This is a genomic window from Microbacterium sp. GW821-FHT01D02 (assembly GCF_059422585.1).
The window spans coordinates 662,802-677,424 of the sequence record NZ_JBWKXB010000003.1; the positions used below are offsets into that span (position 1 = coordinate 662,802).

The following is a 14,623-nucleotide window of genomic DNA, read 5'->3' on the forward strand; positions in this document are numbered from 1 at the left end:
AGCCCTTCGATTCTACGGGGCGGGGCCTTCCGCCGCTGAGCCTCGACGATGCTCAGATCAGCGTGCAGACCGCGATCGCGGCACGATGCTCCAGCGGCAGCGCACCGTCGACGAGGCGCTCCTCGACGACCTCGTCGAAGGCTGTCCGGAAGTTCCGCCTCGCATCGGGGTCGAGTCCCGCGAACAGGGCCCCGGCGCCGGCGACTCCTCCTTCGACGGAGGTCCACAGCGCGGGCGGCGCCGCCGCCCAGGTCCAGGTGTGCTCGACGACCTCGGTGCGCCCCATCCCGGCCTCGTCCAGCATCCGTCCGAAGCCCTCGGCCGTCCGCTCGAACTCCTCGCTCTCCGGAAGCCGCCGACCCGCCACCGGCTCGATGCCGGCACGCTGGGCGACCTCCGCCCACAGCCAGGACGGCGAACGGGTCCAGGTCGTCGCGATGACGCTCTCCCGGGCGACGCGACGCAGTTCCGCCGCCGACGTGCGCGGGGACCCGACGTGGTTGAGGACGAAGTTCGCCACCACGACGTCGAACGATCCATCGGGGAACGGAAGCTCGGGCAGCCCGGCGTCGAGGACCGGGACGAGCGGATGCGTCCGCAGGGACACCTCCCGCATGCTGCCCTCCGGCTCGCACGCGGTGACGTCCCATCCCTCGCCCGCCCACGCCGCCGCGAGCCTGCCGTCCCCCGAGCCGACGTCGAGCAGGCGTCGACCCCGCGCCGCTCCGAGCGCCTCGCGCATCGGCGGGAGCGTTCCCGCGCAGAGGGCGGCATAGGAGGCGGAGTAGGCCTCGCCGACGCCCGCCCACTCCTTCATCGAGCGCCCGTGCGCGCCAGGGGCGACAGTGCGACGATCGCCAGGACCAGCACGAAAGCGGCCACGCCGAGCCCCGCGTACTGGAAGTTCGACAGGACGACTCCGGCCAGCACGGAACCGGCCGCGGCGGAGAGGCTCATCAGCGAGTCGCTGCGGCCCTGCCGGCGCGTGCGGAGCTCGGGCGCCGACGCCTCGGTGAGCAGCGCGGCGCCGGCCACGGTCGCGGCGCTCCAGCCGAGTCCGAGGAGGATGAGCGCGACCATCACTCCCCACGCCTCGGTGCCGGTGAAGATCGCGAAGCCGAGCGCGCCCGCGAGGAGCACCTGCCCGAGCAGGACCACGCGGAGTCGGCCCCACCGGTCGGCCAGGACGCCGAACACCGGGGACAGCGCGTACATGCCGCCCACGTGGAGGGCGATCGTGATCCCCACGAGAGCCGAGACGTCCGCCGAAGTCGCGGCCATCCCGCCCGCGCCGTGCGCCATGTGCGAGAGGTGCACGGGGGTCATCGCCATCACCGAGGCCATGACGACATGCGAGCCGGCGATGGCGAAGATCGCGTAGCGCGCGACCCGCGGACGGTCGACGACGGTCGCCCCCGTGGTGGCCGCCGCCGCGCGCGCCAGCCGCTGCGCGGCGAGCAGCGGATCTGGCCGGAGGGCGACGATGTAGAGCACCAGCGCCGCGCACTGGGCGACGAACGAGAACAGGTAGGACCCGGTCTGCGGCGGCATCCCGATCGCCTGCCCGACGATCTCCCCCGGCCCGAGGAGCAGGGGGCCCGCCACCCCGCCGATCGTGGTCGACCAGACGACGATCGAGAGGTCCCGGCCGCGATGCTGCGGGGCGGCGAGATCGGTTGCGGCGAAGCGCGACTGCAGGTTGCCCGCGTTGCCCGCGCCGATCATCAGGATGCCGGCGAGGAGAAGGGGGAAGATGCGGAGCGACGCGGCGAGGATGACGACGGCGATGCCGATGAGCGCGAACAGGTTCCCCAGCGTCAGGGCGCGACGGCGGCCGACCCGAGCCGCGAGGCGCGCGAGCGGGATGGCGCACACCGCCGCCCCCAGCGTCACGGAGGCCGTGGCGAGGCCGGAAAGAGCGTCGCTCCCGGAGATGTCCGCTGCGAGGAGCGCGCCGAGGGAGACCGTCGCACCGAAGGCGATGCCGCCGAGCACCTGCCCGAACGACAGCACCAGCACGGTGCGTCGCTGGACCGCCGTCTGCTGCGCCGCCGTCAGGGCGACATCGGTCATGACGCGGGTACGGCGTCGCGCACGGTGTTGCGCAGGATGCCCAGGCCCGAGATCTCGACCTCGACCACGTCGCCCGCCTCGAACGTGCCCACGCCCGCCGGAGTACCGGTCATGATGACGTCACCGGGAAGCAGCGTGAACACGGCGGAGGCGTACTCGATGATCGCGGGCACGGAGTGGATCATGTCGGTCAGCGGCGCGTGCTGGCGCACCTCGCCGTTCACCCGCGTCTCGATCGTGGCGTTCGCGGGATCGAAGTCGGTCTCGATCACGGGTCCGAGCGGGCAGAAGGTGTCGAAGCCCTTCGCGCGCGCCCACTGTCCGTCCTTGCGCTGCAGGTCACGGGCAGTCACGTCGTTGCCGATCGTGTAGCCGAGCACGTAGTCGAGCGCGTTCTCGGCCTTCACGTTCTTCGCGATCTTGCCGATGACCACGACGAGCTCGCCCTCGTACTCGGTGCGGTCGGAGAGCGCCGGACGCACGATCGCGTCGCCGGGACCGATCACCGCGGTGTTCGGCTTGAGGAACAGCAGCGGCTCCTCGGGGGCCTCTCCCCCCATCTCAGCGGCGTGATCGTGGTAGTTCTTGCCGACGCAGACGACCTTCGACCGCGGGATCACCGGAGCGAGCAGTGCGGCGTCGGCCAGTGGAACCCGTGCACCCGTCGTCTCGTAGCCCGTGAACATCGGGTCTCCGGCCAGCACCACGAGCTCGCGCTCGTCGATGATCCCGTACATGATGGCTTCGTCGTGGCTGAACCGGGCGATCTTCATGGGATCCAGCCTACCGAGCACCCCGACCGCCGCGGCCCTCCGGGAAGGACGAGACCCACCGTCCCGGAGCGGGGCGGTGGGTCTCGTCGTGTACGCGGTTCCCGAGCAGATTCAGGCGTCGAGGCGCAGGAGCCAGCCGTGCTTGTCCTCGCGGCGACCGTACTGGATGTCGGTGAGCTCCTCGCGCAGGGAGAGGGCGAGCTCACCGAGCGGCTGCGGCTCGTCGAAGCCGTCGCCGACCAGCGCACCGATCGGGGTGACCACCGCGGCGGTGCCGCAGGCGAACACCTCGACGATGTCGCCGGACGCCACGCCCGCACGCCACTCGTCGATCGAGATCGGTCGCTTCTCGACGGTGTAGCCGCGGTCCTCCGCCAGCTGCAGGAGCGAGTCGCGGGTGATGCCCTCGAGGATGCTGTCCGACTCGGGCGTGACCACACGGCCGTCCTTGAAGACGAACACGACGTTCATGCCGCCGAGCTCCTCGACGTCGCGCTTCTCGTTGAGGAAGACGACCTGGTCACAGCCCTTGGCGCTGGCCTCGCTCTGCGCGAGCAGGCTCGAGGCGTAGTTGCCGCCGGTCTTCGCCTTGCCGGTGCCGCCCTTGCCCGCGCGGGCATACTCCTCGGACAGCCAGATGCGCACCGGCTTCACCCCGCCGGAGAAGTAGGCGCCCGCCGGGCTCGCGATCACGTAGTAGGCGACCTTCTGCGCCGCGCGGACGCCGAGGAAGGCCTCCTTCGCGAACATGAACGGCCGCAGGTACAGGCTCTGGTCGGCGCCGGTGGGAACCCAGCGACCGTCGACCGCGATGAGCTCGCGCAGCGACTGGATGAAGTACTCGGTCGGCAGCTCGGGCAGCGCGAGACGACGGGCGCTGGCCTGCAGACGTGCAGCGTTGCGGTCGGGCCGGAACGTGTGGATCGAGCCGTCCGCGTGGCGGTAGGCCTTGATGCCCTCGAAGATCTCCTGCGCGTAGTGCAGGACGGACGCCGCGGGGTCGAGCGGGATCGGTCCGTAGGGCTGCACGCGCGGACGGTGCCAGCCGCCCTTGACGGACCAGCAGATGTCGACCATGTGGTCGGTGAAGACGACGCCGAAACCCGGATTCTCCAGGACCTCGGCGAGCCGCGCGGGCGACGCGGCAGTCAGGTTCTTCGTGACGGCGAACTCCAGGGGAGCCACGGTCGCCTCGGCATCGATGGTCGTCATCTCATCATCCATTCCTCGTGGGTGGGCGCATCCTCGCGCCCGTTCAGCCTACGCCTGCGGTCAGAGGCGTGCAGTGATCGCGGAGCCGATCTCCGCGGTGGTGCGCGCGCCGGTGCGGGCGGCGATGTCGGCCTCGACCGCCGCGCTGATCCGCGCGGATTCGGCGGTGAGGCCGAGGTGGTCGAGCAGCAGCGCGATCGAGAGGATCGCGGCGGTCGGGTCGGCCTTCTGCTGGCCCGCGATGTCGGGCGCCGAGCCGTGCACGGGCTCGAACATCGAGGGGAAGGCGCCGTCGGGGTTGATGTTCCCCGATGCGGCGAGCCCGATGCCGCCGGTCACGGCTCCCGCGAGGTCGGTGAGGATGTCGCCGAACAGGTTGTCGGTGACGATCACGTCGAAGCGCGAGGGGTCGGTGACGAGGAAGATGGTGGCCGCGTCGACGTGCAGGTAGTCGACCGTCACGTCGGGGTGCTCGGCCGCGACCTCGTTCACGATCCGCTGCCAGATCGCACCGGCGTGCACGAGCACGTTCGTCTTGTGCACGAGCGTGAGTTTGCGGCGGCGGCGCTCGGCCAGCTCGAAGGCGTAGCGCACGACGCGCTCCACACCGAAGGCCGTGTTGACGGAGGTCTCGTTCGCGACCTCCTGCGGGGTGCCCCGGCGGATCGCGCCGCCGTTGCCGACGTACGGTCCCTCGGTGCCCTCGCGGACCACGACGAAGTCGATCTCGCCCGGCGCGGCCAGGGGTCCCGGTGCACCGACGAACAGCTTCGACGGGCGCAGGTTGACGTAGTGGTCGAGCGTGAAGCGCAGCTTGAGGAGGAGGCCGCGCTCGATGTTCGCGTCCTTGAGGCGCGGGTCGCCGGGGGTGCCGCCGACCGCGCCGAGCAGGATCGCGTCGTGCGCGGCGATCGCGGCGAGGTCCTCGTCCGTGAGCGTGTCACCGGTCTCGAGGAAGCGTCCGGCTCCGAGCGAGAAGCGCGTCTTGTCGAAGACCACGTCGCTGGAGGCGGTCACGGCGTCGAGCACCTTCTCCGCCTCGGCGATGACCTCGGGTCCGATGCCGTCACCCGGGATGACGGCCAGCTTCACGACACGCGACATTGACACTCCTTGCACACAGCGCGGGATGGACCGGCCCCTGCCCGACGAGGGGCGAGCGGGCCGGTCCTCCCAGCGTACTGGTCAGTGCGTGGGTGCCTTGCGCAGTGTGACGGCGGCGATGACGGCCGCGAGGACGACGAGTCCCGCGCCGATCAGCGAGGTCACCATCACGCCGGATCCGAAGGCCTCCGTCGCCGCCGCCCACAGGGCGTCGCCGAGCTGGCCGGGCAGGGCGTGTGCGGCGGTGTACGCGCCGGCGAGGGTCTCACCGGCGGCGTGTGCGACATCGGCGGGCAGGCCTTCCGGAAGCACGAGTGCGCCGCGGTAGAAGGCGGTGATGATGCCTCCGAGCACCGCGGTGCCGAGCACGGCGCCGAGCTCGTACGCCGTCTCGGACACGGCGCTGGCCGCACCGGCCTTCGCGGCGGGGGCGCTCGACAGGATCAGCTCGTTGGAGATCGTCTCCGCCGCCCCGATCCCGATGCCCAGCACCACGAACGCGACGATGAGCGGCAGGACGCCGTGCTCGTGCGTCGTGAACGCGACGATCAGGTATCCGGCCACCGAGAACGCCAGGGCGACGGGGATCACGATGTGCGGCGGCACACGACGCGAGACCGGCACGACCGAGAGCCCGGCGACGATCATCGCGAGCATTCCGGGCACGAGGGCCAGACCCGCCGTCATCGGGGACAGCCCGAGGACGAGCTGCAGATGCTGCGACACGAAGTAGAGGAAGCCCACGAGCGCCACGACGCTGAGCAGGTTCACCAGGATCGCGCCCGAGAACGAACCGCGGCGGAACAGCGCCATGTCGAGCATCGGCGACATCACCCGCAGCTGACGCCGGACGAACAGGTAGCCCATGCCGAAGCCGAGCAGCGCCCAGGCGGCGGCCGTGAGGCTGGGCCCGTCGACGGCCAGCGACTTGATCGCGTAGACCACGGGGATCATGGTCGCCATCGAGAGCACGATGCTGACCAGGTCGATCTTCCCGGGGTTCGGGTCGCGGCTCTCGGGAACGAGCAGCGGGGCGGCGATGAGCAGCGGGATGAGCACCGGCACCGCGATGAGGAACACCGATCCCCACGCGAAGTGCTCGAGCAGGAACCCACCCACGATCGGGCCGAGTGCGGAACCTGCCGAGAACGCCGACGCCCAGACCGCGATCGCCATGCGGCGCTGGTCGCGGTTCTGGAAGATCGAACGCAGCAGGGAGAGCGTCGACGGCATCAGCATGGCGCCGAAGAAGCCGAGGAGCGCACGCGCCGCGATGAGCAGCCCGGCGGTCGGGGCGAACGCGGCGAGACCGGAGACGGCCGCGAAGCCGATCGCTCCGATGAGCAGCAGCTTCCGGCGTCCGAACCGGTCGCCCAGGGTGCCCATCGTGACGAGGAGGCCGGCGAGCACGAGGGGGTACACATCGATGATCCACAGCTGCTCGGCGCCGGTGGGCGCGAGGGCGATGGAGATCTCGGGGAGCGCGAAGCTCAGCACCGTGTTGTCCACCGACACCAGCAGCACCGGCAGCATGAGGACGATGAGTGCCGCCCAGCCGCGGGCTCCGACGCGGGGAGCATCCGTCTCTGTCGTCGGGATCGACGCAGTACGGGTCATGGAACACCTCTCAGGATCGTGATGGCGCGGTTAGTGAACCGTCCGGATGGTATAGTAACAGAATTCCCACCTGTCCCCTGTGCAGAGGATCCACGATGCCCCGACCTCCCCTCGCTCGCGAGAAGGTGCTCGACGCCTTCGAAGAGATCCTCATCGCCGACGGGGAACGGGCGGCGACGCTCGACGCGACGGCCAAGGCGGCGGGCGTCTCCAAGGGCGGACTGCTCTATCACTTCGGCTCGAAGGACGACCTCGAGGCCGGACTCCTCGCCCGCCTGGACGACCTGACGACGCTGGACCTGGAGCGGATGGCAGCCGCCGACGAGGGTCCGGTCGCCTACTACGTGCGCACGTCCGTGATGGAGGACGACGCGCTGGACCGCGCCCTGATCGCCGCGACCCGGCTCGCCCAGGGCGGCTCGATCCCCGCCGCCGACATGCTCCGCGACACCCGACGGCGCTGGGCCGAGACGATCCGCCCGCACGTGCGCGACACCGCGAGCCTCGACCTCGTCATGCTGGTCAGCGACGGGCTCTACTTCAACAACTCGCTCGACGTGCACGGACCGGAGCGGCTGGTCCCCCGCAGCGAGGAGCTCGCCGAGCTGATCGCCCTCGTGCTCCGCGCGACGGCCTGACCGCCGGACACGCAGAGAGGGCGGGAGCTTCGCGCTCCCGCCCTCTCTCGGTATGGCTGCGGATCAGACCTCGGTGATCTCGATCTGACGGAACAGGTCGGCGTCGATCGCGTCGCGCACGTCGTCGAGCAGCTCGTCGGAGACCGGCGAGTCCAGCGTCAGCACGCTGAGGGCCTGGGCACCGGCGGCCTGACGGGCGATCTGCATGCCGGCGATGTTGATCCCGGCCTCGCCGAACTTCTGTCCGTAGACCGCCACGATGCCGGGGCGGTCGGTGTAGAGCATCACGACGTGGTGCTTCTCGATCGGCAGCTCGAGCGCGTGGTCGTTGATGCCCACCAGCTTCTCGGACTGCTTCGGACCGGTGAGCGTGCCGGACACGGAGAGCTGGGTGCCGTCGGAGAGGGCACCGGTGAGGGTGATGACGTTGCGGTACTCGTCGCTGACGTCGTCCTTGAGCAGGCGCACCGCGATGCCGCGCTGTTCGGCCAGCAGCGGCGCGTTCACGTACGACACCGTCTCGCTGACGATGTTCGTGAAGACGCCCTTGAGCGCTGCCAGCTTGAGCACGCTCACGTCGTACTCGTTGAGCTCGCCGTGCACCTCGACGTCGAGGCTCGTGAGCGGCGACGTGGCGAGGGCGGCGAAGATCTGACCGAGCTTCTCGACCAGGGAGATGCCCGGGCGCACGTAGGGGTCGATCACGCCGCCCGCCACGTTGACCGCGTCGGGAACCAGGTCGCCGCCGAGGGCCAGACGCACGGAGCGGGCGACCGAGACGCCGGCCTTCTCCTGGGCTTCCTCGGTGCTCGCACCGAGATGCGGGGTGACGACGACGTTGGGCAGCTCGAGGAGCGGACGAGCGGTGCCACCCTCGGCGGGAGGCTCCGACGTGAAGACGTCGAGTCCAGCCCCGGCGATCTCGCCGGCGACGAGCGCCGCGTGCAGCGCCTCCTCGTCGATCAGGCCGCCGCGGGCCACGTTCACGACGAACGCGGTCGGCTTCATGGCCTTGAACTGCTCGGCGCCGATCATGCCGGTGGTCTCCGGCGTCTTCGGCATGTGGATCGTGAGGAAGTCCGACTCGGCGACCAGCTCGTCGAGCGAGAGCAGCTGCACGCCGAGCTGCTGCGCACGGGCGGAGGTCACGTAGGGGTCGTACGCGACGACGCGCATGTCGAACGCGGCGAGGCGGGCGGCGACCAGCGCGCCGATACGGCCGAGGCCGACGATGCCGACCGTCTTCTCGAACAGCTCGGCACCGGTGAAGGAGCTGCGCTTCCAGGCGCCGGCCGACAGCGACGCGTGCGCGGCCGGGATGCGGCGGGCGAGGCTCAGGATGTGACCGACCGTGAGCTCGGCGGCCGAGACGATGTTCGAGGTCGGCGCGTTCACGACCATGACGCCGGCGGCCGTGGCGGCCTTGATGTCGACGTTGTCGAGGCCGACACCCGCACGCGCGACGACCTTCAGCTTCGGCGCGTGGGTCAACGCCTCCTCGTCGATGCGCGTCGCCGAGCGGACGAGCACCGCATCGGCGTCGGCCAGCGCGGCGAAGAGCGCCTCGCGGTCGGTGCCATCGACGTCACGGACGTCGAAGTCGGGGCCGAGGGCCTCGATCGTGGCGGGAGAGAGTACTTCGGCGATGAGCACGACAGGCTTCGGCACAGTGGATCCTTCGGGGCAGCGCGGCAGGCGGGAGGGGCCGATGCGCCGCACACCATGGGGGCGCGATCGCGTCAACTCTACCCGAGCGTCCGAGGCCCTCCGTGCCGTGTGACCGTGTGCGACTCAGGCGCTGGGCATCGTCAGGCTGAGCGCGATCAGGCTCATCCAGAACACCGCGACGATGCCGAGACCGGCGAGGAACACCAGTGCGAGCTCGCCCACCCTGCGCCGGCGGCCGATCACGTAGGCGAACGCGAACACGATGGCGGGGAACGCGACACCGAACAGCAGCGTCGCCCACCCGCCGCCGGTCAGTCCGGTCTGCGCCATCGTGATGAGGTGTGCGACGGCGTTCCACACCGCGTAGGCGTAGAAGAGTCCCGCCAGCCCGATGACGAGACCGACGAGCCAGTGCGGCGAACCCGCGGAGACCTGAGGAGCGGTCGACGACTCGCTCATGATCCGATCACCCCCACGGTGACGAAGGGCCACGGAACCAGGAGGACCACCCCGGCGAGCAGGACGGCGACCCGGATCCAGGAGGCTCTCCCCCGCGTGAGCACCCAGCTCGCGAGGAACCACAGGGCCGGTGCGGCGATCGCCAGCACGAACCAGGGCAGGAACATGACGTCGGACACGAGGAACGAGGCGAGCGGCTGCAGCCGCAGCCCTCCGACGATCCAGCCGATCGTGTAGAGGAGGTAGACGCCCCCGATCACGCCGACGATCAGCAGCATCGGGGTGCTCAGGCCCGCCGGCTCCTCCGGGTGGGCGGAGGTCACGGTGCCGTCGTCCTCGATCGTGCCGACCTCGCCGCTGCCCTTGCCGACGGCGTTCCAACCGCGCGGAAGAGCGGGATCCTGGGGCGGAGTCGCGTCGTCGCCGTCCCAGCTGAGGGCGTCGTCGGAATCGGAAGTCATGTCCCCAGCGTAGGACACCCGGTCCACTAGGCTCGGGGTTGCCTTCAGCCGGATCGGCGGGCATCGGAGGGAAAGGGAGCACCGTGGCCGAGAGCGACAAGACGAACGCCGGCGTCGAGCCGTCCGTGAAGGACGACGCGAACGTCGAACCGCCTGCCGGCTGGGTCCCGACCCCCGAAGCCAAGGCCACGGCGACGCGCTTCCGCTGGATCGCCGCCGTGCTCTGGGCCGTCGCGATCATCGGCGAGGGCGTCGGCATCTTCTGGCTCCTGCGTCAGCGCGTCTTCGTCGGCGAGGACGGCGAACTGCTGCGCAACCCCGACACCGGTCTCCTGGAGGAGCACGGCGTCTCGGCGCAGTTCCCGCAGTGGGCCTTCATCGCCCTCCTCGTGCTGCTCGTCGTGATCGCGGCCCTGTCGATCACCGGGTCGGTGCTGTGGAAGAAGGCGAACCGCCTGGATCCGGCGCGCAAGTCCGACAAGGTGCGGTTCTTCGTGCAGAACCAGCTCGGTGCGATCATCGCCATCGTGGCGTTCCTTCCGCTGGTCATCCTGATCTTCCTGAACAAGGACATGTCGAAGGGGCAGAAGACGACCGCCGGCATCGTGGGCGTCGTCCTCGCCGCACTCGCCGCCATCGTCGGCATCGACTTCGCGCCGTCGTCCGTCGAGCAGTACACCGCCGACCAGTCCGCGGTCATCCAGCTCCTCGGCAAGGACCAGGTGGTCTGGGTCGAGGGCGGCAAGGTCTATCACGTCTGCGATGAGGTCTCCGCGATCCAGACCGGCAGCGAGATCATCACCGGCACGACCGCTCAGGCCGTCGAGGCCGGCAAGACCCGACTGACGCTCCAGTTCGCCTCGGAGCTGCGCGCCTGCGACCTGCCGGTGCCGGAGAACGACGAGGAGATCACCGAGGCGCTCCGCCAGATCCAGGCCGGACAGGTCGACACCGTCCTTCCCGCGCCGGTCTGGGCCGACTCCGTCGAGCCGCCGCTCGTGGTCGAGGACGCCCCGGCCGAGTGACCCGGCTGCGGCGCTAGTCGGCGTCGAGCGCGGCCACCAGCCTCTCCTCCGCGGAGGAGAGGTGCGCGTCGAGGAGAGCTGCCGCGCGATCGGCGTCTCCGGAGGCGACGGCGTCGAGGATGTCGGCGTGCTGGGCGGCGATCTCGGCGGCGTCCAGCAGCTGCCGTCCCTGCACCTGCGCCATGCACAGCCGCACCTCGTCGAGAACGCTCCGGTACATCCGTCCCGTCCGCTCGCTCTCGAGCGCGTCGATCAGGGCGGTGTGGAACCGGAGGTCGGGGTCGACGGTCGCCGGGTCCGGCCCCGGCGGCATCGCGAGGATCTCGGCGTTCGCGTCGAGCGCCGCCTGCGGCACGGTTCCGTCGACGGCGAGGTCGCGCAGGGCCGCACTCTCCAGTCGCGCCCGCGTGCGATAGACGTCCCGCACGGTGGCCGGGTCGATCGCCACGACGCGCGCGCTCCGATGAGCGGTGCGGACCAGGAGCCCCGCGGCGACGAGCTGCTCGATGGCCGCTTTCGCGCTGGGTCGCGCCACGCCGAAGGTCTGCGACACCGCAGCCTCCGTGAGCGGAGTGCCCGAGCGGATGTCGCCGCGGAGGATGCGTCTGCGCAGCTGTGCCGTGACGGCATCCACCACGCCGACGATCCCCAGCGGTGCGTCCGTGGTCGTGGTCATGCGGTCAGCCTATCGAAGCCGTGCGATCTCGGTACACTTGTCAGACAATCTTTCGACGGAGCAGAGGAGCACCGTGCCGACCACACTCGCCGAACCACTCGACCCCGCACTGCTGGGCTCGACGACGCAGGTGCACTCCCGATCCATCGACCGCTTCGCACGCGCCCACGATGCGTCCCATTACCTCCTGATCCCGGACGCGGTGCTCTCCCCCGCGGACGCCGAGGGCGTCGCCCGTGCCTTCGGAGCGGTCCGCGCGGCCGGACGCACCCTCACCTTCCGCTCCGGTGGCACCAGCCTCTCCGGCCAGAGCGTCAGCGGAGACATCCTGGTCGACACGCGGAGCAACTTCCGCGACATCCGCGTCGAAGAGGACGGTGCCTTCGTCCGGGTCGGCCCGGGCGCGACCGTGCGTCAGGTCAACACCCGCCTGACCCGCCATCGTCGCAAGCTCGGACCCGACCCCGCGAGCGAGATCGCCTGCACGATCGGCGGCGTCGTGGCCAACAACTCCAGCGGCATGGCCTGCGGCATCACCGAGAACTCCTATCAGACGATCGAGTCGATGACGCTCGTGCTCCCGAGCGGCACGATCCTCGACACCGGTCGGCCCGATGCGGATGCCGTGCTGCGCGCCGCCGAGCCCGCGATCGCCGAAGGGCTCCTGGCCCTCCGCGCACGCCTGCTCGCCTCGCCCGAGCACGTCGCGTTCCTCCGCCAGCAGTTCTCGATGAAGAACACGATGGGCTACGGGCTCAACGCCCTCCTCGACTTCGACGAGCCGGTGCGCATCCTCGAGCACCTCGTCATCGGGTCCGAGGGAACGCTCGCGTTCGTCGCGGAAGCCCGGTTCCGGACGATCGAGGTGCGACCGGCGATCGCGACCGGCCTGCTGGTGTTCGAGACCCTCTCCGCCGCGATGACCGCACTGCCCGACCTCACACGTCTGGGTCTCGCGACCATCGAGCTGATGGATGCCGCATCGCTCCGCGTCGCGCAGGGGCTCAGCGACGTGCCGGCCGCCATCGCCGAGATCGAGGTGCAGGGGCACGCCGCGCTTCTCGTCGAGGTGCATGCCGCCGACGCCGATGCGCTCGCGGACGCGAGCGCCGGCGCGCAGGCGCACTTCGAGGCACTGCCCCTCGCTGTCGCTCCGCGGCTCACGACCGACGCCGCCGAGCGCGCCGCCCTGTGGCATGTCCGCAAGGGCCTCTACACCGCCGTGGCCGGAGCACGCCCCTCGGGGACGACCGCGCTGCTGGAGGACATCGTCGTCCCCGTCCCCCGTCTGCTCGCGACCTGCGAACGGCTGATCGAGCTGTTCGCCGAGCACGGCTACGAGGGCTCGGTCATCTTCGGCCACGCGAAGGACGGCAACGTCCACTTCCTCCTCAACGAGCGCTTCGACGACGCCGACAGCGTGGCACGCTACCGGAGGTTCACGGACGACCTGGTCGACCTGGTCCTCTCCCAGCAGGGATCCCTCAAGGCCGAGCACGGCACCGGTCGCATCATGGCGCCCTTCGTGCGTCGGCAGTACGGCGACGAGCTCACCGACATGATGTGGGAGATCAAGGGCCTGCTCGACCCCGACGGCATCCTCAACCCCGGTGTGGTCCTCTCGGACGACCCCGACTCCTACCTGCACGACCTCAAGCGGGTGCCGACGGTCGAGAGCGAGGTCGACCGCTGCGTCGAATGCGGCTACTGCGAACCCACCTGCCCGAGCAAGAGCATCACGCTCACACCGCGTCAGCGCATCGTGATCCGTCGCGACATGGCGTGGGCCGAGGAGCAGGGCGACACCGAGCTGCTGCGCGACCTGCAGAAGGACTACGACTACGACGGCGTGCAGACCTGCGCCGTCGACGGCATGTGCGGTGTCGCGTGCCCGGTCGACATCAACACCGGCGACCTCGTGCGCCGGCTGCGAGCCGAGCAGACGAACGCGGTCGAGGGCGCACTCTGGGGGACGGCGGCGAAGCACTGGAGCACCGTGACCCGTGCCGGCGGCGTGGCGCTGACCGTGGCCGACGCCCTTCCCGCGCCGCTGGTGCGCGGAGTGACGCAGGTCGGCCGGGCCGTCCTCGGCGCCGACACCGTCCCGCTCTATGACGGCGGGCTCCCCCGCGGCGGCTCCAAGCCCCCGCGGCCCGATGCGCCCGCCGGCGCCCAGGCAGTCTTCTTCGGCGCCTGCATCGGCACGATGTTCGGTGCGGAGGACGAGGGCCGGGGATCCCGCGATGCGCTGCGCGACCTCCTGGATCGCGCAGGGATCCCGGTCGTGATCCCCGAGGAGAACGGCGGTCTCTGCTGCGGGACCCCGTGGAAGTCGAAGGGGCACCTCGACGGCTACCGGCTCATGTCGGACCGGGTGCTCGATTCGCTGTGGGAGGCCAGCCGCCACGGCGAGCTCCCCGTGGTGTGCGACGCCGCATCCTGCACCGAGGGCCTCGACGTGATGCTCGCCCAGTCGGTGGCGAAGAACCCGAAGTACCAGGGCCTGCGGATCGAGGACGCCACCACCTTCGTCGCCCGCGAGGTGCTGCCGCGCCTGAGCGTCACGGAGAAGCTCCCGACCTTGGCCGTGCACCCGACCTGCTCCACGACCGCGCTGGGAGCGACGGGCGCACTGACCGCGATCGCGGCGGCGGTGGCGGACGACGTCTTCATCCCCGAGGGCTGGGGCTGCTGCGCGTTCGCCGGCGACCGCGGGATGCTGCATCCCGAGCTCACCGCCAGTGCGACGGCCCAGGAGTCGGCGGAGATCGCCGCGGCCGAGGGCGAGCGGGGCGGATTCGACGCCTTCGTCTCGGCCAACCGCACGTGCGAGATCGGGATGACCCGCGCCACGGGGCGCCCCTACCGCCACGTGATCGAGGTGCTGGAGGAGCTCACCCGCCCCTGAACGGCCGGA

13 protein-coding genes are annotated in these 14,623 nt (G+C 70.6%); 3 read left to right on the forward strand and 10 right to left on the reverse strand.

Annotated features, from left to right (window positions below; translation table 11 throughout):
- Positions 1 to 52: 52 nt before the first annotated feature.
- The 6 genes from AC07VM_RS16745 to AC07VM_RS16770 all read right to left on the reverse strand — a co-directional run bounded on the left by AC07VM_RS16745 (position 53) and on the right by AC07VM_RS16770 (position 6,779).
- Entirely contained in the window at positions 53 to 817 is a 765-nt protein-coding gene (locus tag AC07VM_RS16745) for a class I SAM-dependent methyltransferase (protein ID WP_494912329.1), read from the reverse strand.
- Positions 814 to 2,073, reverse strand: coding sequence for an MFS transporter (locus AC07VM_RS16750; protein WP_267418290.1), 1,260 nt, complete (start codon positions 2,071 to 2,073; stop codon positions 814 to 816). Before AC07VM_RS16750 ends, AC07VM_RS16745 begins: the two co-directional genes overlap by 4 nt.
- Entirely contained in the window at positions 2,070 to 2,846 is a 777-nt protein-coding gene (locus AC07VM_RS16755) for a fumarylacetoacetate hydrolase family protein (RefSeq protein ID WP_494912330.1), read from the reverse strand. Before AC07VM_RS16755 ends, AC07VM_RS16750 begins: the two co-directional genes overlap by 4 nt.
- A gap of 111 nt (positions 2,847 to 2,957) precedes the next feature.
- Positions 2,958 to 4,058 (reverse strand): branched-chain amino acid aminotransferase, encoded by a 1,101-nt coding sequence (locus AC07VM_RS16760; RefSeq protein WP_267418287.1) that lies wholly within the window; start codon positions 4,056 to 4,058, stop codon positions 2,958 to 2,960.
- A gap of 60 nt (positions 4,059 to 4,118) precedes the next feature.
- Positions 4,119 to 5,162, reverse strand: coding sequence for a 3-isopropylmalate dehydrogenase (locus AC07VM_RS16765; protein ID WP_494912332.1), 1,044 nt, complete (start codon positions 5,160 to 5,162; stop codon positions 4,119 to 4,121).
- An 81-nt stretch (positions 5,163 to 5,243) separates the two neighbouring features.
- Positions 5,244 to 6,779, reverse strand: a complete 1,536-nt coding sequence (locus AC07VM_RS16770; RefSeq protein WP_494912334.1) for an MFS transporter — start codon at positions 6,777 to 6,779, stop codon at positions 5,244 to 5,246.
- A gap of 95 nt (positions 6,780 to 6,874) precedes the next feature.
- On the opposite strand from AC07VM_RS16770, the gene AC07VM_RS16775 reads away from it, so the two are divergent.
- On the forward strand, positions 6,875 to 7,417 hold the full coding sequence (locus AC07VM_RS16775) for a TetR/AcrR family transcriptional regulator (protein WP_267418284.1): 543 nt from the start codon (positions 6,875 to 6,877) through the stop codon (positions 7,415 to 7,417).
- A gap of 63 nt (positions 7,418 to 7,480) precedes the next feature.
- Here the strand turns inward: AC07VM_RS16775 and serA are convergent, their stop codons facing one another.
- The 3 genes from serA to AC07VM_RS16790 form a co-directional block, all read right to left on the reverse strand.
- Positions 7,481 to 9,085, reverse strand: coding sequence for a phosphoglycerate dehydrogenase (gene serA / locus AC07VM_RS16780; RefSeq protein WP_494912335.1), 1,605 nt, complete (start codon positions 9,083 to 9,085; stop codon positions 7,481 to 7,483).
- Between the two features lie 123 nt (positions 9,086 to 9,208).
- On the reverse strand, positions 9,209 to 9,544 hold the full coding sequence (locus AC07VM_RS16785) for a hypothetical protein (RefSeq protein WP_494912337.1): 336 nt from the start codon (positions 9,542 to 9,544) through the stop codon (positions 9,209 to 9,211).
- Positions 9,541 to 10,005 (reverse strand): hypothetical protein, encoded by a 465-nt coding sequence (locus AC07VM_RS16790; protein ID WP_494912338.1) that lies wholly within the window; start codon positions 10,003 to 10,005, stop codon positions 9,541 to 9,543. Before AC07VM_RS16790 ends, AC07VM_RS16785 begins: the two co-directional genes overlap by 4 nt.
- An 83-nt stretch (positions 10,006 to 10,088) precedes the next feature.
- On the opposite strand from AC07VM_RS16790, the gene AC07VM_RS16795 reads away from it, so the two are divergent.
- A complete protein-coding gene (locus AC07VM_RS16795; protein ID WP_267418280.1) occupies positions 10,089 to 11,030 on the forward strand; it encodes a hypothetical protein in 942 nt (313 codons plus the stop codon).
- Between the two features lie 13 nt (positions 11,031 to 11,043).
- Here the strand turns inward: AC07VM_RS16795 and AC07VM_RS16800 are convergent, their stop codons facing one another.
- On the reverse strand, positions 11,044 to 11,706 hold the full coding sequence (locus tag AC07VM_RS16800; protein WP_494912340.1) for a GntR family transcriptional regulator: 663 nt from the start codon (positions 11,704 to 11,706) through the stop codon (positions 11,044 to 11,046).
- A 73-nt stretch (positions 11,707 to 11,779) separates the two neighbouring features.
- On the opposite strand from AC07VM_RS16800, the gene AC07VM_RS16805 reads away from it, so the two are divergent.
- Entirely contained in the window at positions 11,780 to 14,614 is a 2,835-nt protein-coding gene (locus AC07VM_RS16805) for an FAD-binding and (Fe-S)-binding domain-containing protein (RefSeq protein WP_494912341.1), read from the forward strand.
- The last annotated feature ends 9 nt before the right edge of the window (positions 14,615 to 14,623 follow it).

Excerpts from the sequence above, each read along its gene's own strand:
- AC07VM_RS16775 (WP_267418284.1), top strand. The coding sequence starts at position 6,875 with ATGCCCCGACCTCCCCTCGCTCGCGAGAAGGTGCTCGACGCCTTCGAA.
- AC07VM_RS16755 (WP_494912330.1), bottom strand. The coding sequence starts at position 2,846 with ATGAAGATCGCCCGGTTCAGCCACGACGAAGCCATCATGTACGGGATC.
- AC07VM_RS16790 (WP_494912338.1), bottom strand. The coding sequence starts at position 10,005 with ATGACTTCCGATTCCGACGACGCCCTCAGCTGGGACGGCGACGACGCG.
- AC07VM_RS16800 (WP_494912340.1), bottom strand. The coding sequence starts at position 11,706 with ATGACCACGACCACGGACGCACCGCTGGGGATCGTCGGCGTGGTGGAT.
- AC07VM_RS16770 (WP_494912334.1), bottom strand. The coding sequence starts at position 6,779 with ATGACCCGTACTGCGTCGATCCCGACGACAGAGACGGATGCTCCCCGC.
- AC07VM_RS16745 (WP_494912329.1), bottom strand. The coding sequence starts at position 817 with ATGAAGGAGTGGGCGGGCGTCGGCGAGGCCTACTCCGCCTCCTATGCC.
- AC07VM_RS16785 (WP_494912337.1), bottom strand. The coding sequence starts at position 9,544 with ATGAGCGAGTCGTCGACCGCTCCTCAGGTCTCCGCGGGTTCGCCGCAC.
- AC07VM_RS16760 (WP_267418287.1), bottom strand. The coding sequence starts at position 4,058 with ATGACGACCATCGATGCCGAGGCGACCGTGGCTCCCCTGGAGTTCGCC.
- AC07VM_RS16765 (WP_494912332.1), bottom strand. The coding sequence starts at position 5,162 with ATGTCGCGTGTCGTGAAGCTGGCCGTCATCCCGGGTGACGGCATCGGA.
- AC07VM_RS16750 (WP_267418290.1), bottom strand. The coding sequence starts at position 2,073 with ATGACCGATGTCGCCCTGACGGCGGCGCAGCAGACGGCGGTCCAGCGA.